This is a genomic window from Pseudooceanicola nanhaiensis DSM 18065 (assembly GCF_000688295.1).
Taxonomy (GTDB): domain Bacteria; phylum Pseudomonadota; class Alphaproteobacteria; order Rhodobacterales; family Rhodobacteraceae; genus Pseudooceanicola; species Pseudooceanicola nanhaiensis.
Map to the genome: position 1 here is coordinate 1 of NZ_JHZF01000002.1, position 21,178 is coordinate 21,178.

Annotated in this window: 22 protein-coding genes; 3 read left to right on the forward strand and 19 right to left on the reverse strand. The window is 59.3% G+C overall.

What is annotated here, in order from left to right; translation table 11 throughout:
• Positions 1 to 278, forward strand: a 278-nt coding sequence (locus tag Q344_RS22705) for a transposase domain-containing protein (protein WP_036538074.1), incomplete at its 5' end; no start/stop codon positions are given.
• A 72-nt stretch (positions 279 to 350) separates the two neighbouring features.
• Here Q344_RS22705 and Q344_RS0100375 read toward each other — a convergent pair.
• The 10 genes from Q344_RS0100375 to Q344_RS0100420 all read right to left on the reverse strand — a co-directional run bounded on the left by Q344_RS0100375 (position 351) and on the right by Q344_RS0100420 (position 9,461).
• Positions 351 to 1,547, reverse strand: coding sequence for a phenylacetate--CoA ligase family protein (locus tag Q344_RS0100375; RefSeq protein WP_229669281.1), 1,197 nt, complete (start codon positions 1,545 to 1,547; stop codon positions 351 to 353).
• Between the two features lie 27 nt (positions 1,548 to 1,574).
• Entirely contained in the window at positions 1,575 to 2,384 is an 810-nt protein-coding gene (locus Q344_RS0100380; RefSeq protein ID WP_028095226.1) for an enoyl-CoA hydratase/isomerase family protein, read from the reverse strand.
• A 28-nt stretch (positions 2,385 to 2,412) separates the two neighbouring features.
• Positions 2,413 to 3,564, reverse strand: a complete 1,152-nt coding sequence (locus Q344_RS0100385) for an acyl-CoA dehydrogenase family protein (protein WP_028284914.1) — start codon at positions 3,562 to 3,564, stop codon at positions 2,413 to 2,415.
• Positions 3,561 to 4,685, reverse strand: a complete 1,125-nt coding sequence (locus Q344_RS0100390; RefSeq protein ID WP_036538076.1) for an acyl-CoA dehydrogenase family protein — start codon at positions 4,683 to 4,685, stop codon at positions 3,561 to 3,563. Before Q344_RS0100390 ends, Q344_RS0100385 begins: the two co-directional genes overlap by 4 nt.
• A complete protein-coding gene (locus Q344_RS0100395; protein ID WP_027264320.1) occupies positions 4,672 to 5,121 on the reverse strand; it encodes a MaoC family dehydratase in 450 nt (149 codons plus the stop codon). Before Q344_RS0100395 ends, Q344_RS0100390 begins: the two co-directional genes overlap by 14 nt.
• Positions 5,118 to 5,837 (reverse strand): transglutaminase-like domain-containing protein, encoded by a 720-nt coding sequence (locus tag Q344_RS0100400; protein ID WP_028284916.1) that lies wholly within the window; start codon positions 5,835 to 5,837, stop codon positions 5,118 to 5,120. Before Q344_RS0100400 ends, Q344_RS0100395 begins: the two co-directional genes overlap by 4 nt.
• Before the next feature lie 63 nt (positions 5,838 to 5,900).
• A complete protein-coding gene (locus Q344_RS0100405; RefSeq protein WP_028284917.1) occupies positions 5,901 to 7,037 on the reverse strand; it encodes a CaiB/BaiF CoA transferase family protein in 1,137 nt (378 codons plus the stop codon).
• Between the two features lie 10 nt (positions 7,038 to 7,047).
• A complete protein-coding gene (locus Q344_RS0100410) occupies positions 7,048 to 7,905 on the reverse strand; it encodes a MaoC/PaaZ C-terminal domain-containing protein (protein WP_028284918.1) in 858 nt (285 codons plus the stop codon).
• 23 nt (positions 7,906 to 7,928) lie between these two features.
• Positions 7,929 to 9,080 (reverse strand): acetyl-CoA acetyltransferase, encoded by a 1,152-nt coding sequence (locus Q344_RS0100415; RefSeq protein WP_028284919.1) that lies wholly within the window; start codon positions 9,078 to 9,080, stop codon positions 7,929 to 7,931.
• 3 nt (positions 9,081 to 9,083) lie between these two features.
• Positions 9,084 to 9,461, reverse strand: coding sequence for a Zn-ribbon domain-containing OB-fold protein (locus tag Q344_RS0100420; protein ID WP_036538078.1), 378 nt, complete (start codon positions 9,459 to 9,461; stop codon positions 9,084 to 9,086).
• Positions 9,462 to 9,565: 104 nt separating this feature from the next.
• On the opposite strand from Q344_RS0100420, the gene Q344_RS0100425 reads away from it, so the two are divergent.
• Both Q344_RS0100425 and Q344_RS0100430 read left to right on the forward strand, forming a co-directional pair.
• On the forward strand, positions 9,566 to 10,711 hold the full coding sequence (locus Q344_RS0100425) for a CaiB/BaiF CoA transferase family protein (RefSeq protein ID WP_028284921.1): 1,146 nt from the start codon (positions 9,566 to 9,568) through the stop codon (positions 10,709 to 10,711).
• A complete protein-coding gene (locus tag Q344_RS0100430; RefSeq protein WP_229669280.1) occupies positions 10,708 to 11,895 on the forward strand; it encodes a CaiB/BaiF CoA transferase family protein in 1,188 nt (395 codons plus the stop codon). Before Q344_RS0100425 ends, Q344_RS0100430 begins: the two co-directional genes overlap by 4 nt.
• 21 nt (positions 11,896 to 11,916) lie before the next feature.
• Here Q344_RS0100430 and Q344_RS0100435 read toward each other — a convergent pair whose 3' ends face one another.
• The 9 genes from Q344_RS0100435 to Q344_RS0100475 form a co-directional block, all read right to left on the reverse strand.
• A complete protein-coding gene (locus Q344_RS0100435) occupies positions 11,917 to 13,074 on the reverse strand; it encodes an acyl-CoA dehydrogenase family protein (protein WP_028284923.1) in 1,158 nt (385 codons plus the stop codon).
• Positions 13,075 to 13,281: 207 nt separating this feature from the next.
• On the reverse strand, positions 13,282 to 14,208 hold the full coding sequence (locus Q344_RS0100440) for an electron transfer flavoprotein subunit alpha/FixB family protein (RefSeq protein ID WP_028284924.1): 927 nt from the start codon (positions 14,206 to 14,208) through the stop codon (positions 13,282 to 13,284).
• On the reverse strand, positions 14,208 to 14,966 hold the full coding sequence (locus Q344_RS0100445) for an electron transfer flavoprotein subunit beta/FixA family protein (RefSeq protein ID WP_028284925.1): 759 nt from the start codon (positions 14,964 to 14,966) through the stop codon (positions 14,208 to 14,210). The genes Q344_RS0100440 and Q344_RS0100445 overlap by 1 nt, the downstream gene beginning before the upstream one ends.
• Before the next feature lie 42 nt (positions 14,967 to 15,008).
• Positions 15,009 to 15,791, reverse strand: a complete 783-nt coding sequence (locus Q344_RS0100450) for an enoyl-CoA hydratase/isomerase family protein (protein ID WP_028284926.1) — start codon at positions 15,789 to 15,791, stop codon at positions 15,009 to 15,011.
• Between the two features lie 11 nt (positions 15,792 to 15,802).
• A complete protein-coding gene (locus Q344_RS0100455; RefSeq protein ID WP_028284927.1) occupies positions 15,803 to 16,579 on the reverse strand; it encodes an enoyl-CoA hydratase/isomerase family protein in 777 nt (258 codons plus the stop codon).
• Positions 16,580 to 16,658: 79 nt separating this feature from the next.
• Positions 16,659 to 17,909 (reverse strand): ABC transporter substrate-binding protein, encoded by a 1,251-nt coding sequence (locus Q344_RS0100460; protein WP_028284928.1) that lies wholly within the window; start codon positions 17,907 to 17,909, stop codon positions 16,659 to 16,661.
• 102 nt (positions 17,910 to 18,011) lie between these two features.
• The gene (locus Q344_RS0100465) at positions 18,012 to 19,250 is read right to left on the reverse strand and encodes an ABC transporter substrate-binding protein (protein WP_028284929.1); all 1,239 of its coding nucleotides are present in this window, start codon (positions 19,248 to 19,250) and stop codon (positions 18,012 to 18,014) included.
• A 33-nt stretch (positions 19,251 to 19,283) separates the two neighbouring features.
• Positions 19,284 to 20,093 (reverse strand): ABC transporter ATP-binding protein, encoded by an 810-nt coding sequence (locus Q344_RS0100470; protein WP_028284930.1) that lies wholly within the window; start codon positions 20,091 to 20,093, stop codon positions 19,284 to 19,286.
• Positions 20,094 to 20,104: 11 nt separating this feature from the next.
• A complete protein-coding gene (locus Q344_RS0100475; protein ID WP_028284931.1) occupies positions 20,105 to 21,178 on the reverse strand; it encodes a branched-chain amino acid ABC transporter permease in 1,074 nt (357 codons plus the stop codon).

Below are 21,178 nucleotides of genomic sequence, written 5' to 3' on the forward strand. Positions count from 1 at the left end.
GGCCCTCATTCGAACTGTTCCTCGAGGATGGTCGCATCGGGATCGATAACAACCCGGCCGAGCGCGCCATGCGCCCGATCGGCGTTGGCCGCCGCAACTGGCTCTTCGCTGGCTCCGACAGCGGCGGGGAAACCCTCGCCCGGGCCATGACCCTGATCGAGACGGCGAAGATGAGCGGGCTGGACCCGCAAGCGTGGCTTGCTGATGTCCTCGACCGTATCCACGATCACAAGATCAACCGCCTCGACGAACTGCTCCCGTGGAACTGGAAGTCGTAGGATCAGGCGACGGTATCAACCGGCCGGTTACGCTAAAAGGTCGGATTCAGGCAAAGCGCACAGAACCCGATCTCAGCGGTCTTTTTGGTTGACGATCAGTTCTGCATTTTCGGGTAGTTCCGAAACAATGTTCACCTCGTCAGCACGAATTCGTGCATGCAGTTTGAAGGTATCAGCGGCGGCTGCTTCTGCGGCGGAAGCGTCGGCACCGTCTTCCAGCACAAGCGAGAGGCGGATCATGTCGCGATCGTTCTCGCGCGTTACCACGGCCTGCGCGGCCTTTGCGCCCGGCGTGCCGATGACAACTTCTTCAACCACGCGCGGATAAACGAAAATCTCGCGCACTTTGACCGCTGCCCCGACCCGTCCCTGCAATGCTGAAATCCGGCTGACGGTGCCATCCGCGTTGCTTTCCAGGGCAAAGGCGCTGTCGCCGGTGCCGAACCGGATCATCGGCCAGGTGGAATCGCGCGCGGTCACGACAACCTCGCCAGGATCGCCATGAGCGACCTGTTCGCCGCTGACCGGATCGCAGATCTGCACCACGCGGTCGGGATGAACCAGGTAGCCTTCGCCGCCATCCTCATAGGCGACAAGGCCCAGATCGGCGGTGGCATAGGCGGCCCAGGTGGACACGCCGTATTCGGCCTCGATCCGGCGGCGCTTGGCCATCCAGTCGCCCATCTCACCGCCGAGGAAGGCTGTCTTCACCTTCCATGCGTCGCGGCCATAGGTTTCGATCACCTTGTCCGCCAGCGTCAGGAAAAACGCGGTCGAAGCGCAGATCGAAGTCACGCCGGTTTCGGCGATGATCTGTGCCTGAAGCTCCGTATTGCCGACGCCTCCGGGGATCACCGTGGCGCCTGCGGCCTGTGCCGCTTCGTCGAACAAAAGCCCCGCGGGCACCAGATGATACATCCAGGTGTTCAGGATGATATCCCCCGGCCCCACGCCTGCCGCCTTGAACAGCCGGTCAAGGCCGTGGCCGCCACCGTCCGAAAGGGCCGGTTCGAAAATCGGGCCGGGGGACACGTAGATCCGCCCGACATCCTTCAGATCCGAGGCCAGGAACCCGCCAAAGGGCGGGTTCTCGCGCTGGATCTTCAGAAGCTCTTCTTTTTTCATCACTGGAAGACGCGAGAGGTCCGCCACCGATGTGACAGCTGCCGGATCGAATCCGGCAGCCGTAAATCGCGATTTCAGGCCAGGAGCTTTTTCGGCCGCAGCGGCATAGGCTTGAGCTATATCTTTGTAGATATCATCAGACATTTCCATGCCTCCTCGTCCAATCTGGTGTTAAAGCGGGCAGTCCTTACGGAAGTTCGGCGCGCGCTTCTCGCGGTGCGACAACACACCTTCCTTGACGTCCTCGCTCATGAAGCCAAGCATCTCCAGCGCGGTCGACGCATCAAAGATCGGCCCGGCCTGGCGCAGCCAGTTGTTCAGCGAATACTTGGTCCAGCGAATCGCGCTTTGCGAGCCGTTGGCCAGTTCGACGGCTGTATCCAGCGCGATCTGCTGCAGCTCGTCATCCTCGACGCACATTGATACCAGACCGATACGCTCGGCCTCTTCGCCCGACACCGGCTTGCAGGTCATCAGATAGTATTTCGCCTTGGCCATCGAGGTCAGCAGCGGCCAGATAATCGCCGCGACGTCACCGGCGGCAACACCAAGGCGGGGATGACCATCGACAATCTTGGCCTTCTTTCCGGCGATCGAGATGTCGGCCAGGATGGCAACCACAAGGCCTGCGCCGGCCGCAGGGCCATTGATCGCGGAAATGATCGGCTTGTTGCAGTTGATGATGTTATAGACGAGATCCTTGGCTTCTTTCCACGTCTTCATGATCTCGTGCGAATTGCCAATCATGTTTTCGATCAGGCTGAAATCACCCCCGGCGGAAAATGCCTTGCCCGCACCGGTCACGATGACCGAATTGATGTCTGGGTCACGGTCGATATCGATCCACATGTCCGTCATCTGGGTGTGGGTTTCGGCATCGACCGAGTTGAATGTCTCGGGCCGGTCGAACGTGATGCGCAGGACGCGATCCGCCGGGTAGTCAAATTTCAGTTTATCGTATTTTGCATAACGATCCGACATGGTTCTATTTCCTCCGTGGGGTATTGAGTCAGCCAGGCAGTCCCAGGACGGCCTTGGACAGGATGTTTCTTTGGATTTCGTTCGATCCACCGTAGATCGTGGTAGGTCTGGCCTTGTAGAAACTCGCCAGAACATCGACACTTACGTTGCCGACCTGAAGCGGCCCGATGGAGCCGCCATCGGGACCGGCTGCTTCGATCATCAGCTCGGTGATGCGCTGGAAGCATTCAGTCACCCAAATCTTCAGCATGGACACATCCGCACCGAGCGTCTCGCCACGTTTGAGCTGATCTGCAAAACGGGCATAAAGCGCGGCATGATCTTCCACATCCAGTGCCGCCTGGGCAAAGCGGTCACGGAACACCGGATCGTCAAACGCGCCACGGCCACGGGCAAAGCTTTCAAGCTGTCCCAGAGCGTTCTGGGCCAGACTTGGCGAACCGATGAAAATGCGTTCGAAGCTCAAGAGAGCCTTGGCCATCGTCCAACCCTTGTTCAGCTCGCCCACGAGGTTCTCGCGGGGCGTCCGTGCATTGTCAAAGAAGACCTCGCAAAACTCGGTCTCGCCCGACAGGGTCGTGATGGTGCGCACCTCGACTCCGGGTTGATCCATCGGAGCGAGCAGGAAACTGATGCCCTGCTGTTTCTTCGGCGCATCGGGATCGGTGCGCACCAGCATGAAAATATGCGTGGCGTCATGCGCCATCGTGGTCCAGATCTTCTGTCCGTTGATGACAAAGTCGTCGCCGTCAATCTCTGCGCGTGTGCGTAGGTTCGCCAGATCGGACCCGGCGCCGGGTTCCGAATAGCCCTGACACCAGATATCTTCGCAACTCAGGATACGCGGCAGCCAGTAATCTTTTTGTTCCTGGGTGCCGAATTTGATGATCAGCGGCCCGACCATCTGCACGCCCATGTCGCGGCCGCGATTGACGCCCCAGCGCTGCTGCTCTTCGTAAAAGATCAGCAACTTGGCGGCGTTCAGCCCCATACCGCCGAATTCAGCGGGCCAGGCTGGCGCGACCCAGCCCTTGGCGTGAAGCTTGCGGTGCCAATGTTCGATCTCGGCGAACTTCGGTCGGTGCGGCAGGTGACGCAGCTCCTCGGGATATTCCGCCTCGAAGAACTGGCGCACTTCTTTGCGGAACTCTGCATCGGTCATAGCGCTCCAGTCGGTCATTGTGCTGCCCCCTCTGCTTCGCGTGCCTCGAACCATATCCGCCTGTGATAGGCATCGTCGCCCAACCAGGCCGACAGCACCAGCGCCCGGTTCAGGTAGAGCCCGATATCGAACTCATCCGTGTACCCGACGGCCCCGTGCAGCTGGATGGCGTCGCGGGTGATTTTCTTGGCGGCCGTGACGGCGCGCGCTTTGGCGCGGCTGGCAATCGGGGCCCGAACCTTCGGATCGGTTTCGCTGTCCATCTGCGCAAGCGCCTCCCGCACTCCGGCCTGCGCGACCTCGCACATCACGTTGAGGTCGACGGCACGGTGCTGGATGACCTGGAATGATCCGATCGGCTTGTCGAACTGCTCCCGCGTCTTGATGTAGTCGAGCGTGATCTCGAAGGCGCGCTCGCTCAGGCCGACAAGCTCGGCCGCGGCAAGCGCCGTTGCATCGGCGACAGCCTCGGCCAGTGCAGTGAGAACCGCACCGCTGCTGGCCAATTCCGCGGCCGGAGTTCCCGAAAACGAAAGCTCGCCCAGAGAGCTGCCATCCGCCTGCGTCTGCTTGTCGATGACAAGCCCCTGCGCGTCTGCCTCAGCCAGAACCAGAACCGGACCATCATCCTGTTCGGCCACGACAAGGAACCCGTGCGAACCGATCGCACCGACGACCCAGGCCTTGCCACCGGTCAGCTTTCCGTCCGCGTATCGGCAGGTCGCATCGGCAGGCGCCCCGTCGGGGCCGCGTTCCTGCCAGGCAACCGCCAATGAAATTTCGCCGCCGATGAGCTGTGCCATCTTCGGATGATCCGGACAAAGGCGGCGCAGAAGGCCGAGGCTCAGACCGATCGTCGACACGACCGGTTCCGGGGCAATCACACGGCCGACTTCCTCGGCGATGACACCCCCGGCGGCTAGGCCCATGCCAAGCCCGCCCTGATCTTCGGGCACCGCCACGCCGAAAACACCGGCCTCGGCGAGTTCCCGGACCATCTCCGCATCGAAACCGCCCCTGGCATCACGAAGTTTTCGGGCTCTGTCACTTCCGCCCGCCCGTTCAAACAACGTGCGCGCGCTCTCGCGCAACAGGCGAAGGTCTTCTTGTTCGCTGGAAAGGATATCAGTTTGTGTCATTTTGTTTTCGCTGGATCATCACGGGGGTGTCGGTCGAAAAAACGACCTCGCCCTCGGGGTTTTTGGCGCTGAGCGTATAGTGCAAAACACCTCTGTCGGGCTTGCTTTTTGACGGTGTGACCGAGTTGACCGTCAGTTCGACATCAAGGGGTTCGTTCGGGTGCACAGGCCGCAGCCAGCGCAAATTGTCAAAGCCCATGCCGCCGATATTGGCAACATCGACCATCATCTCGGTCATGACCGGCTTGAACACCTCAAGCATGGTCTGAAAGCCCGAGGCGATCAGGCTGCCATGTATGGCGGTTGCATAGTCTTCATCGGTGTGCAGCCGCTGCGGATCCCATTCCTTGGCAAAGGCCTTTATTGAATCCGCGCTCATCGGAGCGCTGCGAAAGCGATAGACTTGGCCCGGCGAGAAGTCTTCCAGATACCTCAAGAGGCACCCTCCTTTGCGAAACCGTCATCGTATCCGCTCGCATCCTTGGATATCCGGATGCGGTTGAATTCTTCCAGCTTCGGATAGGTTTCCTTGAACGCCACCAGGAACTCACCCATCGGCGCGTCGAAATAGAGACCACGGTCGTTCACATATTCCATGTGCCGGTGATTCTGTTCGTCGAACTCATGAAAGAGCGCGTCGTGATAGCCGTCGAAGACCAGGGGTTTGACCCCGAATCTTTCACACAGTTCCATGTTGAATGCAGGTGTCACCTTGTAGGCCTCATTCCCCAACCACAGCTGAACATAGCCGTGGTAGATAAAGAGATCGGTCCCCATCAACTCCTGCAACTTGGGTGTATTCAGGTGGTTGCGCACATCCGCGAACCCCAGAGCGGCGGGGATACCCACAGCACGCAAACAAGCCGCCAGAAGAATTGCCTTGGGAACGCAAAACGCCGCTTCCGCCCCAGCGATACGGCTGGCACGGTAAGAGTCCTCATCCAGCGCAAAACAATAGGGATCATAGCGAATATCGTCGCGCACCGCTTCGAACAGGCGGATCGCCTTGTCGCGATTGGTTGCGCCCACAGGGAGATCACGCAAAGCCGATGTCACGAAACCCTGCACTTCCAAGCTATCGCTTTCCACAAAGCGCGATGGCATGACATAACGCTCAGCTTCAGTCGGCAGGTCATCGTCAGACTTGTCCATTGGTCCCTCCTTTTTTCTAACAAATGTTAGATTACCGATTCAAAACCTGCCCGTCAACGGGATTTACTCTGTCTTTGGTTGGTCCACGCCATAACGCGTATTGTCTTCGCCCAGAGTGGCTGCAACTCCGACCGAATTTCCGGAAGAACGGAACTCCGGCGCAATTGGCAGCGGCAAAGCAGGCGCGTCCCGGCCGGAGATTTTTACTGTCCGCCCGAACACGTCACGCGCTTTGAAATGCGGGTCATGTGCCGCCTCGGCGGGCGTTTTCACGACCGAACAGCAGCAATCTGCCGCTGCCAGCAAAGGCTCCCAATGGGTCGAGGGATGTTCCCTCAGACGACGTGCAACCTCCGCGGCACAGGCATTTGGATCGGACCAGTCATCGCGAAGGGCCACCGGCAAACCAATGACATCGCAGAACAACTGCCAAAACTTTTCTTCCAACGCGCCGACGGCGATCTGACGCCCATCCGCAGCCGAATAAAGCCGATACCGGGCCAGGCCACCCGTCAGACGGCTGCCACCGCTTTCGATGTTCTGCCCGGCAATCACACCTTCGGCATGGGCCCAATAGGCAAAGGCGAACGCCCCCTCGGCCATTGCGATATCCAGATGCGTCCCCTGCCCGCTTGCCTGGCGCGCAATCAGGGCCAGCAGGATATTCATCACCGCAGGATAGGTTCCGCCTCCGATATCGGCGACCAGCCCGAACGGGGCCGTTGGCTGGTCATCCGGTCCGCGACTGAGCGACAGGATACCCGCATCACCGACGTAGTTGAGATCGTGGCCGGCGGCGCTGGCCTTTGGTCCGGTCTGGCCATAGCCGGTGATCGAACAATAGATGAGACCGGGATTGATCTTTCGCACCGCTTCATAACCAAGCCCCAGCCGGTCCATCACGCCGGGACGGAACTGCTCTACCAGAACATCGGCCCTCTCGATCAAGGGGCGCAGACGTTCCACTGCGCCCCTTGACTTGAGGTCGATGGCCACCGATCGCTTGCCGTGGTTCAACACGGCAAATCCGATGCTCTCTCCGTCGATCTTGGGCTCGGTTTGGCGCGCGTCCTCGCCGACTCCGGGACGCTCGAACTTGATCACTTCGGCGCCAGCCTCGGACAGCATGAGCGTCGCCATCGGACCGGGAAGAAGTGTGCTGAAATCCAGCACCAGGATATCCTTGAGCGGTTGAGCCATCTTCACTGCCTCAGGCGAAGCGCGCCGCGCCGTTGTTCAGAACAACCACGTCGCGTGCCGGAATAGATGCTCGAAACCGGGCCTCGCCGTCCTCTTCCCAGATTTCGAACCGCACGGTTTCGCCGGGATAGACCGGAGCTGAGAACCGAACATCCAGACCGACAAGCCGGGCAGAATCATAGTCAAGCAACGTCTTTAGAATCGCCCGGGCCGCCAGCCCATAGGTCGCCAGACCATGCAGGATCGGGCGGTCGAACCCGACAGAACGGGCCACATCCGGGTCAGCGTGAAGCGGATTGAAATCACCGCTGAGACGATAAATAAGGGCTTGGCGCGGCAGGGTATCGATATCACATATATGATCAGGCGCCCGATCAGGCAGCACTGCGGGTGCCGGACCCGCCTGGTTTTCACCGCCAAACCCCCCATCACCGCGACAGAAAGCCGACATCGCCACGCGCGCTAGTTTTTCGCCGCTGTCCGCGTCGATAATATCGCGGCTTTGGTAAATGACGGCTCCCTTGCCCTCGCCCTTGTCGGCGATGAAGTCGATCTTGCTACGGCCGACAAGCCGGGCATGTGTCGGCAGCGGCTTGTAGATGTCGAGCCACTGTTCGCCGTGCAGCACTTTCTGCCAGTTTACGCCGGTCTTGGGATCGCGCAGCCAGAAGCCGGGATACCCCAAAATAACCGCCATCGAGGGAACTGCCTTCAGCCCGTCTTCATAGACATAGGCCAGCTCCTTTTTGTCGGTCGGATCCTCACCGAACCCAAGGCCGAGTGCATACAGGATGGTATCCCGCTCGGTTAGCGTCTGTTCGATTTCCTCAAAGTCCCAGTTCGACAGTGCATCGAAATCCAATGGCATTTGCTTTCCTCCCTTAGTTGCCGTCAGAGCGTGTTTTGAGATCCAAGTATGGCCGTGACCTGACTGGACAGCACACCGCCGTTGCCATGCGCCAGCGCCAGATCAATATCCTTCAACTGAATGCCTGGCGCGTCGCCACGGATCTGGCGGGCAGCCTCGATCACTGTGAAGATGCCGTACATCCCGGGGTGCACACAGGACAGGCCGCCGCCATTCGTGTTCACCGGCAAGACGCCGCCAGGCGCGATGCGTCCGCCCTCGACAAAGGCCCCTCCCTCGCCCTTGGCGCAGAACCCCAGATCTTCAAGAAACAGGATGGTATTGATGGTGAAGGCATCATAAAGCTCGACCGCCTGGATGACCGCAGGGGTCACGCCGGCCGCAGCAAAAGCGCGCGCGCCCGAGGCGCGGGCGGCGGTCACGGTGAAATCCTTCATTTGCGAAATCTGCCGGTGCGAGCTTTCCGCAGCACTGCCCAGCACATAGACAGGCGCCTTCGGGAAATCCCGGGCGCGGTCCGCGTGGACCATTACGATCGCGCCGCCACCGTCGGTGACAAGACAACAGTCGCGCACGGTCAATGGATCGCCCACCATGCGCGCACCCAGCACGTCCTCGCGGGTCAGCGGGCCGCGCTCGAACGCTTCGGGGTTGCGCTGCGCCCAGGCCCGCGCGGCAACGGCCACGTCGGCCAGCTGTTCGCGGGTGGTGCCGTATTCATGCATGTGCCGCGCCGCGGCCATCGCGTAGGCCGAGATCGGATAGCGCGGATTATACGGCGCCTCGTAGGCCGGCGGACGTGAAGCGGTCACCAGTCTGCCCGATGCGGTGCGCTGGTTGGAGCCATAAACAATCAGCGCGACATCACACAGACCGGCATCAAGGGCCATGGTCGCGGACGTCAGGTAGTTTACGAAGGACGAACCGCCCGACATTGTGCCATCAATGAAACGGGGCTGGATGCCCAGATACTCCGCCGCCATAAGCGCCGGCATGCTGTCTTCCATCATGGTGCAAAACAGCCCGTCGACGTCGGACAGGTTCAGCCCGGCATCGCCAAGCGCCGCAAGCGCGGATTGCGCCATGACATCATAGGCCGTCAGGCCATGGGCTTCTCCGAAACCGGCATGACCGGTTCCCACGATGGCGGATTTTCCCCGAAGTTCAGTGGTCATGGCTTATCCCTCCGACGGCTTGAAAAGCACGGCCGGAACACCCTCGGCCTCGCCCACGAAGGCGGTTACGGGCATGTCGATGGCGACCTCACCCGGAGCAATGCCCTCGACCCGGCTCATCATCCGGACACCCTCATCCAGCTCGACGACGCATACGTTGTAATCGCCGCCCCGTTCGGGCTTTCGGCGCACAACTGTTGTGGTGTGGACCCGTCCCTTGCCGCTAGCCTTCTTCCAAGAAATCGCGCTGCCATGACAATGGGGACACAGGACTCTCGGGAAAAAGTGATATGCCCCGCAATCATCGCACTTGGGCAGCAGGATCTCTCCCTCTGCCAGCGCGCGTTGGAAAAACTGGTCTGGTCGTTTGGCGTCCTGCACCGGCGTTCTCCTTCAAGCGATCCAGTCTTTGTCTAATCGTATTGATTATGTTTCTAACAATTGTTAGATTTAGTCAACCTTTCAGGATCAATTGAGAGAAACTCATGTCAGGTTCAGACTTAGCCCCCCTTTCCGGCAAACTCGTCGTTGCGTTGGAACAGGCAGTCGCCGCGCCTTTTTGCTCCTCGCGGCTGGCCGATGCCGGCGCGCGTGTGATTAAGATCGAACGCAAGGGAGCCGGCGATTTCGCCCGCGCCTACGATACCGCCGCCAACGGCGAAAGCGCCTATTTCACATGGTTGAACCGGGGAAAGGAATCGGTGGCGCTGGACATTAAAGCCGACGAAGACCGTGAAATCCTGCTCAGGATGCTGGAAAACGCGGATGTGTTTATTCAGAACCTGCTGCCGGGCGCGCTGGCCAAGCTCGGGCTCGATTCCGCAAGTCTGCGAGAGAGGTTCCCGCGTCTCGTGACCTGCGACATCACCGGATATGGCGAAGACGGCCCGATGCGCAACGCCAAGGCCTATGACCTTCTGGTGCAATGCGAGAGCGGTCTGGCATCAGTGACCGGCACTGCGGACGGACCGGGACGGGTTGGAGTGTCGGTCTGCGATATCGCAACCGGTATGACAGCCCATGCCGGAATCTGCGAAGCACTGGTCGGGCGAGATCGCACCGGCAAGGGCAGCGGCGTTTCCGTGGCAATGTTTGATGTGATGGCCGACTGGATGTCGGTTCCGCTGCTATATCACGATTACCTTGGCAAGCCGACACCCCGTGTCGGACTGAACCACACGGTCATCTGCCCGTACGGGGCCTATGAATGCAAGGACGGTCAGCTTGTCGTCATTACCGTGCAGCACAGCGGCGAATGGCAAAGGTTCTGTGAACACATACTGGGCGACGCGGCTCTGGCAACCGACCCCCGTTTTCAGGACAACACATCGCGCATCAACAACAAACCCGCGCTCGAAGTGCTCATCAAGGCCGTGTTCGCCTCGCATGACCGCGCCGAGATGCTGAAGCGGCTTGACGCTGCGGGCATTGCCTCGGGCGCGGTGAACGACGTGGCGACCCTGTCCGGTCACCCCCAGCTTGACCGATCCGTGATAGGCACACCCTCGGGCGAGATCAACGTCCCGACACCCCCGATCCGGCGCAGCGTCGGCGAAACGACACTGCGCCCCTGCCCGGCCTTCGATGCGCAAGGTAAAGCCATTCGCGCCGAATTCGGACCCCGTTCATGAAAACGGTGGACAATCAAATGACCGCTGAGAACAAACCGGCGATCCTTCAAGGCGTGAAGATCGTCGATCTGACTTCTGTGGTTTTCGGACCTTTGGCGACGCAGATGCTGGGCGATCTGGGGGCCGATGTGATCAAGGTGGAAGGCCCCGAGGGCGATCTTCTTCGCCAGGTCCAGCCATCGCGCAACAAGCTGATGGGGGCCGCTTTTCTGGGGACCAACCGTAACAAGCGCAGTGTCGTACTCGACCTCAAAACACAAACTGGTCGCGATCAGTTGCGCAAACTGCTCATCGATGCCGATGTGATGATTTCGAGCATCCGGCCTGCGGCGCTGGCCAGATTGTCTTTGGATCCCGAAACTCTACGCCAGGAAAACCCGAACCTGATCACGGTATCCGCCACCGGTTTCGGGCAGGACGGGCCCTATGCCGCCAAGCCTGCATTCGACGATTCCGTCCAGTCGGTGTCGGGATTGGCCAGCCTGGCAACCTTGCGCGACCCCGAGGCACCGCCCGCTTATGCCCCGACAATTCTGGCCGACAAGCTTGGCGGCGTGACCGCCGCCTATGCCGTGATGGGCGCCCTGTTCCACCGCGAGCGTACGGGACAGGCCCAGCATGTCGAAGTTCCGATGTTTGAGACGCTGGCCGCCTTCCTGCTGGCCGAACACATGGATGGCGCCACCTTCGAGGAGACTCCGCAGGATTTCGGCTATGCCCGCATGCTGGTTCCGCACCGGCGTCCGGTTCAGACCGCAGATGGCTACATCACCATTCTGCCCTACACCAACGTGCAATGGGCGCGGTTCTTTCAGGCGGTCGGGCGCGACGACATGATCGACCATGTCTGGGTCACTGACATGGATGCCCGAAGCCGCAACATCGGCGCAGTATACGATATGGTGGCGCAGATTGCGCTGACCCGGACCACGGATGAGTGGCTTGACCTCATGGAGCAGGCCGACATACCCGCCATGCCAGTGCGCAACCTGTCAGATTTGCCGAACGATCCCCATCTTGCCGCAACCGGGTTCTTTCAACGGATTGATCACCCGACCGAAGGTGCGATCTGGACGACACGCCCGCCGGCTCGATTTTCGGCGACCCCTGCGCGACATGATCATCGCCCGGCCCCGCGACTTGGGGAACACAGCGACGAAATTCTGGGGCCGGGCAGGGAGTAGCCCCACCCGGCACCGGACGGATCAAACATCCATCGAGCGTGCGATCAGTTCCTTCATGATCTCGTTGGTGCCGCCATAGATCATCTGGACCCTGCTGTCGGCATAAAGTCGCGCGATGGGGTATTCCATCATGAAACCGTAACCGCCGTGCAGTTGCAGGCATTCATGCATGACCTCGTTCTGCGTCTGGCTGCCCCACCATTTCACCATCGAAGCCGTGGCCGCATCAAGTTCGCCCGCTTCAAGACGCGCGAGCCCGTCATTTACGAAGGAACGTAGCAATTCGGCCTTGGTTTTGCATTCCGCCAGTTTGAAGCGTGTATTCTGGAAGTCCATGATCCGGCTTCCAAATGCCTTGCGGTCCTGAACATATTTCACCGTTTCATCGATCGCAAAATCAATAAAACCGAGCGCGGTAATGCCGATCATCAGCCGCTCCCAAGGCAGCTGCTTCATCAGCTGGTAGAACCCCTGCCCCTCTTCCGGACCAAGCAGGTTCGCCGTGGGCACGCGCACATCCTCGAAGAACAGCTCAGCAGTATCCGAACCTTTCATACCCAGTTTCTTCAGGTTCCGTCCCCGGCGAAAGCCCTCGGCGCCCTCGGTTTCCAGAACGATCAACGAAACGCCCTTGGCGCCGGCGTTGCGATCGGTCTTTGCCACGATAACAACGAGATCCGCCGTGTGCCCGTTTGTGATAAAGATCTTCGAACCGTTGATCTTGTAGTGGTTGCCATCCTTTTCCGCGTAGGTTTGTACGTTCTGGAGGTCAGAGCCCGTTCCAGGCTCGGTCATGGCAATCGCCGCAACGCTGTCGCCGCTGACCAGTTTCGGCAACCACTTTTTCTTCTGTTCCTCACTGCCATATGCGTTGAGATAATGGATTACGATGGACTGAATCCCATAGCCCCAACCCGTATCACCGGTGCGCCCCTGCTCGTAGACGGTAATCGCGTCGAACCCGATGCCGCCACCGAACCCACCATATTCTTCGGCAATCGAGCCACCCATGACACCCTGCTGACCGACTGTTTTCCAGAAGTCGCGGTCAACAATTCCCTGCTCCGCCCATTTTTCAATCTTCGGAGCCATCTCTGCATCGAAAAGCCTGCGTGTACTATCGGCGAACATCTTGTGTTCATCCACTGCCCAACTCGGGGAGTTCTTGATCAGAGACATGTTTTATTCCTATCGGTTCATGCTTGCATTGAAGAAATCTAACAAGTGTTTTATTTCCTGGCAATGAACCCGAGGCGTTCTGACGGGGCGTCACAAGGCTTCGGACCGTGCGCATCCGGATTTATCCAATCACGCGCCGCCCATTCGGCTCGTACAAAAAAGGCCCGCCAAAACAGGCGGGCCTTTTTGTAATTTTTTCGCAATGACTTACAGCCTGTCGGTCAGTTCGGGCACGGCGTCGAACAGGTCGGCAACCAGACCGTAATCGGCAACCTGGAAGATCGGGGCTTCTTCGTCCTTGTTGATCGCGACGATGATCTTGCTGTCCTTCATGCCGGCCAGGTGTTGGATCGCACCCGAGATGCCAACGGCGATATACAGGTCAGGCGCGACCACCTTGCCGGTCTGGCCAACCTGCCAGTCGTTCGGTGCAAAGCCCGAGTCGACGGCGGCGCGGGATGCGCCAACGGCGGCGCCCAGCTTGTCGGCCAGTTTCTCGATCAGGGCAAAGTTCTCTTCGGAGCCGACGCCGCGCCCACCGGACACGACCACACCGGCCGAGGTCAGTTCGGGACGATCCGATGCGGCGACCTTGTCTTCGACCCATTCCGACAGGCCGGGGTTGTCCCCGGCACCGATGCTTTCGACCGAGGCAGACCCGCCTTCGCCAGCGGCATCAAAGGTCGAGGTGCGGAAGGTGATGACCTTTTTCGCATCCGACGATTTGACGGTTTGAATCGCGTTCCCGGCATAGATCGGGCGCTCGAACGTTTTGCCATCGACAACGCCGGACACGTCCGACAGGACCATCACGTCCAGCAGCGCGGCAACGCGCGGCATGACGTTCTTGGCGTCCGTGGTGGCCGGGGCGACGATATGTTCATAATCACCGGCCAGCGATGCGATCAGCGCGGCGGTCGGTTCGGCCAGGCGGTGACCCAGCGATGCGTCTTCGGCGACCAGAACCTTGGCCACACCGTCGATCTTGGCGGCGGCGTCGCCTGCGGCAGCAGCAGAGGCGCCCGCGCACAGAACGGTCACATCGCCCAGGGCCTTGGCCGCGGTCACGGCCTTGGCGGTTGCGTCGATTGCCAGTTCACCATCGGTGACTTCTGCGAGAAGAAGAACAGCCATTATACAGCCCCCGCTTCTTTGAGTTTTGCGACCAGCTCGTCCACCGAGCCGACCATGATACCGGCCGCGCGTGCCACGGGCTCGGAGGTTTTGACGATTTCCAGACGCGGCGTGACATCAACGCCGTAATCATCGGCGGTTTTCTCATCCAGCGGCTTTTTCTTGGCCTTCATAATGTTGGGCAGCGACGCATAGCGCGGCTCGTTCAGGCGCAGGTCCACGGTGACGATCGCGGGCATCTTGACCTTGATGGTCTGCAGGCCGCCGTCAACTTCCCGGGTCACGACGGCACTGTCACCGTCGATGTCCAGTTCCGAGGCAAAGGTACCCTGCGACCAGCCCAGCAGGGCTGACAGCATCTGGCCGGTGGCATTCATGTCGTTGTCGATCGCCTGCTTGCCGCAGAGAATCAGACCAGGCTGTTCCTCTTCCACGACCTTGGCAAGGATTTTGGCCACTGCCAGCGGCTCGATATCATGGTGCACGTCATCCGCTGCAACGACCAGAATGGCGCGGTCGGCACCCATGGCCAGTGCGGTGCGCAGGGTTTCCTGCGCCTGTTTGACGCCGATGGATACCGCGACCACCTCTTCGGCCTTGCCGGCCTCTTTCAGGCGTATCGCCTCTTCGACGGCGATTTCGTCGAAAGGGTTCATCGACATCTTAACGTTGGCCAGATCGACACCGCTTCCGTCCGCTTTGACACGAACCTTCACGTTGTAGTCGATCACGCGTTTCACAGGCACGAGTACCTTCATTGGCGTGGTCTCCTTGAGTTTTGCGATAAGGTTTCAACCGAGCTAACGGTCTTTGAATTCTGGAGTTCTTTTTTCCGAAAACGCTTTCATGGCCTCAGGAAAGTCATGCGCGCACAGCAAAACGCTTTGGGCATCGCGCTCGATATCCAGCGCCTCGAGATAGCTGCACTCGGCTGCGGCGCGCATCACACGCTTGGCGGTCTGAACGCCAAACATCGGGTGCGTTGCAATCTCGCGGGCAATTTCCAGCGCCCGTACCTCGACCTGGTTGGCCGGCACGCATTCTTCGACAACGCGCAGGTCCCTGGCGGTGCGCCCGTCGATTTCACGGCCCGTGAGCACAAGCATCCGGGCAACGCCCGCACCGGCGCGCTGCTGAAGCAGCCAGCTTGATCCCGTGTCGGGACAACCGCCGACGCGTGCAAATACTTCGCACAGCCGGGCATCTTCGGCGGCAACGACAATGTCCGCCGACAAGGCCAGGCTGAGGCCCGCGCCAAAAGCCACGCCGCATACCGCGGAAATCAGAGGTTTGCGAAACAGATAGGCCGCGCGTCCGCCATCGTGAACCAGGTCCACCATTTCCGACGTCGCCCGCGCGCCTTTGGCGATCTCGGACTGAAACCCGACAAGATCGCCGCCGCTGCTGAAATGATTGCCACCGGTCATAACAACGACACGGATCGTAGCGTCCCGTTCGGCTTCGCGCAGAAGCGCCACCAGTTCTTCGACGAACCCGATGCTGTAAGGGTTGCGTTTTGTCGGCTGAAGAAAACGCAGGATTCCGACAGGGCCTTCCCTGTCCAGGCGAATAAGCTCAGTCATTCAAGTCTCCATCAGGTCCCGGTCCAGACGGGTGCCCGCTTTTCAGCAAAGGCCTTTGGGCCTTCAATCGCGTCGTTGCTGGCGTAAACCACCTCGTGAAGGCGCTTGCCCTCTTTCAGGCCACCCGCACAGCCCAGGTCCATGGTCGCGCGAACGCCGCCTTTCGCGGCAACAACCGACAGCGGGGCCGCGCTGGCAATGCGTTTGGCAAGGTCAAATGCCCTTGCGCGGACAGCATCGGGAGTGTCTTCGATATAGTTGGTGAACCCGTATTCGTGCAGGCGCTCGATCGGCATCAAGTCGCCGGTCAGAACGATTTCCATAAGGATGGGCTGCGGTAGCATGGACAGTGCCGGCGATGCCCAGGGCGATCCACGACCGATCTTTACTTCGGTGATACCGACCTTGGTCCCCTTGAGACCGACCCGCAGATCGCAATTCAAGGTCAGCATCATGCCGCCCGCCATCAGCGACCCTGTCATCGCCGCGATGATCGGTTTCTTGCAGGCGCGCATGGTCTCGTGAAACGGGTCGCGCATCTTGGTCAGAATATCGACACCCTCGTCGCGTGCGATTTGTGTGGCTTCCTTCAGATCCAGTCCGGCGCTGAAAACGCCGCAATCGGCAGAAGTCAGAATGGCCACACGAACGCTGTCATCCGCCTCGATCTTCTCCCAAGCGTCGGTCAGCCCGTTCGTCGCCGCCACGGAAAGCGCGTTTTTACGTTCTGGCCGGTTGATACAGACGGTCGCAATTCCGTCTTCGATCTTCACGTCAATGGGGCTCATGATACCTGCTTCGCTTTCTCGGGACAATCTAACTGCGGAAAGCTTCCCCGCGACATGTCTGCCGCGGGGAAGCTCTGTCTTATTCGACGGTGAACGTCGCGGAGCTGTGCTTGATGACATCCCAAACAACGTCAAGATAGTCGGCGCTCCAGTCGGTCAGCGGAACCCAGGTTTCGCCATTCCACTGCTCGACCCGGGTCTTGCCGCCACCACCGTGGTCTTTGTCGGTCAGTGTAACCGGGGCCATGATGCCGTTTCCATCGAAGTTCTCGATCGATTCATAGGCATTCTTCATGCTTTCCGGTGTGATCGGCCAACCGTTTTCAGTAATTGCGATCCGCGCGGCTTCGAAACCGGCCGAGTAGATCGCCATGCCCGTGTTGTAGTACACGTCGCGCACCAGGCTCTCGGGACCGCTGCCCTTGCCATTGGCATAGTAGGTGTCCAGCATCGTCTTGACGATCGGAACTTCCTGGCCACCGGCCACGTTGGTCCCGCGCAGGATGCCTTTCGCCTCTTGTGCGCCGATATTGGCGATATCGACTTCGTTCAGCCAGTTCACCGACAGATAGCGGTCGATCGGGAAACGGTTGCGGCGCATTTCCTTCGAGGCGACCACATGCCCGCCCGCCAGCAGCCAGCTGATCACGTAGTCAGGCTTGTCGCGGCGGATTTTGCTCCATGCGCCGGCCTGATCCGACCCGGGAAGCGGTACGGGATACAGCTCCAACTCGAACCCTTCCTTTTCGGAAAGCGTTTTCAGGATCTCGATCGGTTCCTGGCCAAAGGGGTAATCCAGATAGATGAACCCGATCTTCGCCTTGCTCAAGTCACCGCCCATCTGACCCTTGATGAAGGCAACGTCATTTGCCGCCTGCTGCCAGTACGTCGGACCGACCGGGAAAACCCATTCGAACACTTCGCCGTCCACCGCGTCTCCGCGGCCAACAAAAGACTGCATCAACAAGTTCCCGTCCTTCATCGCACGCGGCAGAACCGCGTTCGTGACCGGCGTGGACAGAAAATTGAATAGGAACACACCTTCGCGCTTGAGCTGCTCATAGCATTCCACACCACGCTGGGGTTCGTTGCCATGATCGCGAATGATGATTTCAACCGGATGACCTTCGATACCGCCATTTTCGTTGGTGTACATCGCCAGATCCTGGGCGGCCTGAGCCACCTGCGGCGAAATGAAAGTGTAGGATTTGCTAAGGTCGAAGCAGAGTCCGAAGCGGATCGGCTCCTTGTCCTGCGCTGCGGCCACAGTCGCGCTTGCTGCCAGCGCGGCAGTCAGTGCCACCGCCCTTATGTGCTGTTTGACTTTCATGTTCTCTCACTCCCGTTGGTTTGGTTTGGTTTGGGGCTGTGATACCGCTTTGCAAACGCCGCTGCCGCCCCGCGTAGCGTCGCCCTTCCTGCTACCAGTCTTTCACTGCTCGTATTTTGAGGAACTTTTTTTCACCACGTCCCACACGACGTCCGTGTACTCAGAGATCCAGTCGGTTTGCGGCACCCAAGTCTCCCCGTCCCACATCTCGATCCGGGTCTTGCCACCGCCGCCATGATCTTCGGCCGTCACCGTAATGGGGGCCATCAGCCCGTTCGCGTCGAATCCCTCAAGCGACTCCAGTCCGGCCTTGTAGGATGTCGGAGTGATCGGCAGCCCCTCGGCTTCCGCCGCCTTGCGCGCGGCTTCGAACATGATCGAATACATGGCCAGCCCGGTGTTGTAGAAAACGTCCTGCGTCTTCTCGATCGGGCCGGATCCCTCGCCCTTGTCATAAAGCTCGGCCATGATTTCCTGATACAGGGCAATATCCTGACCGCCCACGACATTGGTCCCGCGCTTGATACCTTTGGCGGCCTCTTTACCGATGTTGGCGATATCGACTTCGTTCAGCCAGTTGACCGAGATGTATTTGTCCATCGGAATGCGATTGCGCTGCATCTCTTTCGAGGCAACCACATGGGCACCGCCCAGCATCCAGACAATCACATGATCTGGGTTGTCCCGGCGCACCTTGGACCACACACCGGCCTGGTCGCTGCCAGGCAGTGGCACGGGGTACAGTTCAAGCTCGAAACCCTCTTTCTCGGACAGGGTTTCCAGGATCTCGATCGGCTCCTGCCCGAAGGGATAATCGAAATACACAAACCCGACCTTCACATCTGACAGATCGCCGTCATGCAATTGCTTGATGTAGGCGACATCGTTGGCGGCCTGTCCCCAATAGGTCGGCCCGATCGGATAGACCCAATCGAAGACGGTGCCATCAACGGCATCGCCGCGCCCGACAAGCGACTGCATCAGGATACGCCCGTCTTCCATGGCCCGCGGCAGGATAGCCAGAGACACCGGAGTGGACAGGGTATCGAAAACAAAGACGCCCTCGCGGCTGAGTTTCGAGTAGCACTCGATTCCGCGCTGCGGTTCGTTCCCGTGGTCACGCACGATGACTTCGACCGGTTCCCCACCGATGCCGCCCTTCATGTTGATGAGCTTGGCAAGGTCCATCGCGGCCTGCGAAACCTGCGGCGTGGCAAAGGTATAGGCCTTGCTGAGATCGTAGCAGATGCCGATCTTGAATGGCTCGGCCAGCGCCTGGGTGCCGAACAGCGCCCCGCCAACCATTGAAAATACAGCCAGCGCTTTGGTAAGTTTCTTCATTTTTTCCTCCCTGAACAGTTTTCGAATAGTACGTTAGCTCAGCCAACGTTTGCGTCGGCTGTAGTGCTTGACGTTGTGAAAATCGGTCTCTCCGCCGCCTAGATAGAACTCCTGAATGTCGGAGTTGGATTTGAGCGCCTCGGCCGTGCCGTGCATAACGACGCGGCCGTTTTCGATAAGATACCCTTGCGAAACGATCTCCAGAGCTGCCAGGGCGTTCTGTTCCACCAGCAGGACGGACAGCCCCTCATCGTTATTGATCTTTTGCAGGATGCCGAAGATTTCCTCGACCAGGAACGGAGCAAGCCCGAGACTTGGTTCATCAAGCATCAAAAGCTTCGGCTGGGTCACGAGGGCCCGCCCAATGGCAAGCATCTGTTGCTCACCACCCGACAAATAGCCTGCTTGCGAATTTTTGCGTTCGGCAAGCCGTGGAAAATAGGCGTAAATCTTGTCCTTTTCCGCATTCAGCGTCGATCGGGACATTCCGCGCGGCGCGGCGGCGGTCAGGTTCTCGTCGGGGGTCAGATGTTCAAAGACCCGCCGCCCTTCGATGACATGACAGATGCCCATCTCGACGCGTTTTTGCGCGAGCGCTTCGGTAATGTCCGTTCCTTGGAACGTTATCTCACCTCGGCTGATGCGTCCGCGCTCGGCTTTCAAAAGACCGCTGATCGCTTTCAACGTGGTGCTTTTTCCCGCTCCGTTCGACCCCAAAAGCGCGATCATCTCGCCTTTTGGAACCTGGACCGATACACCTTTGATCGCCAGCATTACATTGTCGTACAGCACCTCGACACTGTTCATGGACAGAATGTTCTGGGCTTCAACTTTTTCTTGCATCGGCATTTCCCTTATTTCTTGAACTGATCGAAGGGCCAGACCATCAGGTAGTCTCTGATGTTGCCGTAGAGTTTTCCCAAACCAAGCGGTTCGATCAGAAGGATAATGACGATCAGCGCGCCATAGACCGCGTTGGGGATGTGGGCGAGCGTTTCAACGTTGATCTGCATGCCAAGCCCGTCACTCAGCGTGACGACGAGACCGTTCACGATACCCGGAACAAGAAGGATCAGGGCAACACCGAAATAGGAACCGATAATGCTGCCAAGGCCGCCAACAATCACCATCGCAAGAACCTGGATCGAAACGGCAACCGAGAATTGCTCGGGTGCGGCGAGAAAGAAAAAGGTGGCAACAAGCAACGCACCGCTGACGCCTGCGATGAACGAAGAAGTCGCGAATGCGAGGATTTTGTAGTAGAAACTGTTCACACCCAGGATCGCGGCGGCAAAGTCTTTTTCCCGGACAGCGACCAAGGCGCGACCGAGTCCAGTACGCTTGAGATTAAGCATGAAGATCGTCACCAACACACACCAGCCGAAGGCGACATAGTAGAAGCCAGTATCAGTGGTAATCTCTTGCCCCAACAACGCCAGCGTCGGCGACTGGAGCGATGCGTGTGAGCCCCCCGAGATCGCCGGCGAGTGGGTCAGAACCCAGTCCATCACGAACTGCATCGCAAGAGTGGTAAGGGCGAGATAGAGGCCCTTGACCCGCAAAGCGGCAAAAGCGAACAGGCTGCCGATCACGGATGACGTCAACCCGCCAATGATCAGGGCGAATTCCCACGGCACCCCGAAACGCGCGGCATGGATAGACGAATACGCTCCGACGGCCATGACCGCAGCATAGCCCAAGTGCAGTTGGCCGGCCCAACCTGTCACCAGGTTCAGCCCCAAAGCGGCGGCCGTCCAGATCAGCCAGGGAAGCATGTAGCTGTTCAGATAAAGCGACGGGATGATGAATGGCGCGGCAAGGCCGATCAGAAAGATGAAAGCTGTCAGATTTCTGTCGGCAGGCACCTTGAAGATACGGCTGTCCGAAACGTAGTCGGCGTGATGGACGCCGGAAAGTCTGTAAAACAT

Bases quoted from the DNA above. Each gene is read 5' to 3' on its own strand.
- Q344_RS0100380 (WP_028095226.1), bottom strand. From the start codon at position 2,384: ATGTCGGATCGTTATGCAAAATACGATAAACTGAAATTTGACTACCCG.
- Q344_RS0100435 (WP_028284923.1), bottom strand. From the start codon at position 13,074: ATGTCTCTGATCAAGAACTCCCCGAGTTGGGCAGTGGATGAACACAAG.
- Q344_RS0100465 (WP_028284929.1), bottom strand. From the start codon at position 19,250: ATGAAGAAACTTACCAAAGCGCTGGCTGTATTTTCAATGGTTGGCGGG.
- Q344_RS0100410 (WP_028284918.1), bottom strand. From the start codon at position 7,905: ATGCCATTGGATTTCGATGCACTGTCGAACTGGGACTTTGAGGAAATC.
- Q344_RS0100460 (WP_028284928.1), bottom strand. From the start codon at position 17,909: ATGAAAGTCAAACAGCACATAAGGGCGGTGGCACTGACTGCCGCGCTG.
- Q344_RS0100475 (WP_028284931.1), bottom strand. From the start codon at position 21,178: ATGTTTTACAGACTTTCCGGCGTCCATCACGCCGACTACGTTTCGGAC.
- Q344_RS0100445 (WP_028284925.1), bottom strand. From the start codon at position 14,966: ATGAAGGTACTCGTGCCTGTGAAACGCGTGATCGACTACAACGTGAAG.
- Q344_RS0100385 (WP_028284914.1), bottom strand. From the start codon at position 3,564: ATGACCGACTGGAGCGCTATGACCGATGCAGAGTTCCGCAAAGAAGTG.
- Q344_RS0100415 (WP_028284919.1), bottom strand. From the start codon at position 9,080: ATGACCACTGAACTTCGGGGAAAATCCGCCATCGTGGGAACCGGTCAT.
- Q344_RS0100440 (WP_028284924.1), bottom strand. From the start codon at position 14,208: ATGGCTGTTCTTCTTCTCGCAGAAGTCACCGATGGTGAACTGGCAATC.
- Q344_RS0100390 (WP_036538076.1), bottom strand. From the start codon at position 4,685: ATGACACAAACTGATATCCTTTCCAGCGAACAAGAAGACCTTCGCCTG.
- Q344_RS0100450 (WP_028284926.1), bottom strand. From the start codon at position 15,791: ATGACTGAGCTTATTCGCCTGGACAGGGAAGGCCCTGTCGGAATCCTG.
- Q344_RS0100425 (WP_028284921.1), top strand. From the start codon at position 9,566: ATGTCAGGTTCAGACTTAGCCCCCCTTTCCGGCAAACTCGTCGTTGCG.
- Q344_RS0100400 (WP_028284916.1), bottom strand. From the start codon at position 5,837: ATGGACAAGTCTGACGATGACCTGCCGACTGAAGCTGAGCGTTATGTC.
- Q344_RS0100430 (WP_229669280.1), top strand. From the start codon at position 10,708: ATGAAAACGGTGGACAATCAAATGACCGCTGAGAACAAACCGGCGATC.
- Q344_RS0100375 (WP_229669281.1), bottom strand. From the start codon at position 1,547: ATGTCTGATGATATCTACAAAGATATAGCTCAAGCCTATGCCGCTGCG.
- Q344_RS0100455 (WP_028284927.1), bottom strand. From the start codon at position 16,579: ATGAGCCCCATTGACGTGAAGATCGAAGACGGAATTGCGACCGTCTGT.
- Q344_RS0100405 (WP_028284917.1), bottom strand. From the start codon at position 7,037: ATGGCTCAACCGCTCAAGGATATCCTGGTGCTGGATTTCAGCACACTT.
- Q344_RS0100470 (WP_028284930.1), bottom strand. From the start codon at position 20,093: ATGCAAGAAAAAGTTGAAGCCCAGAACATTCTGTCCATGAACAGTGTC.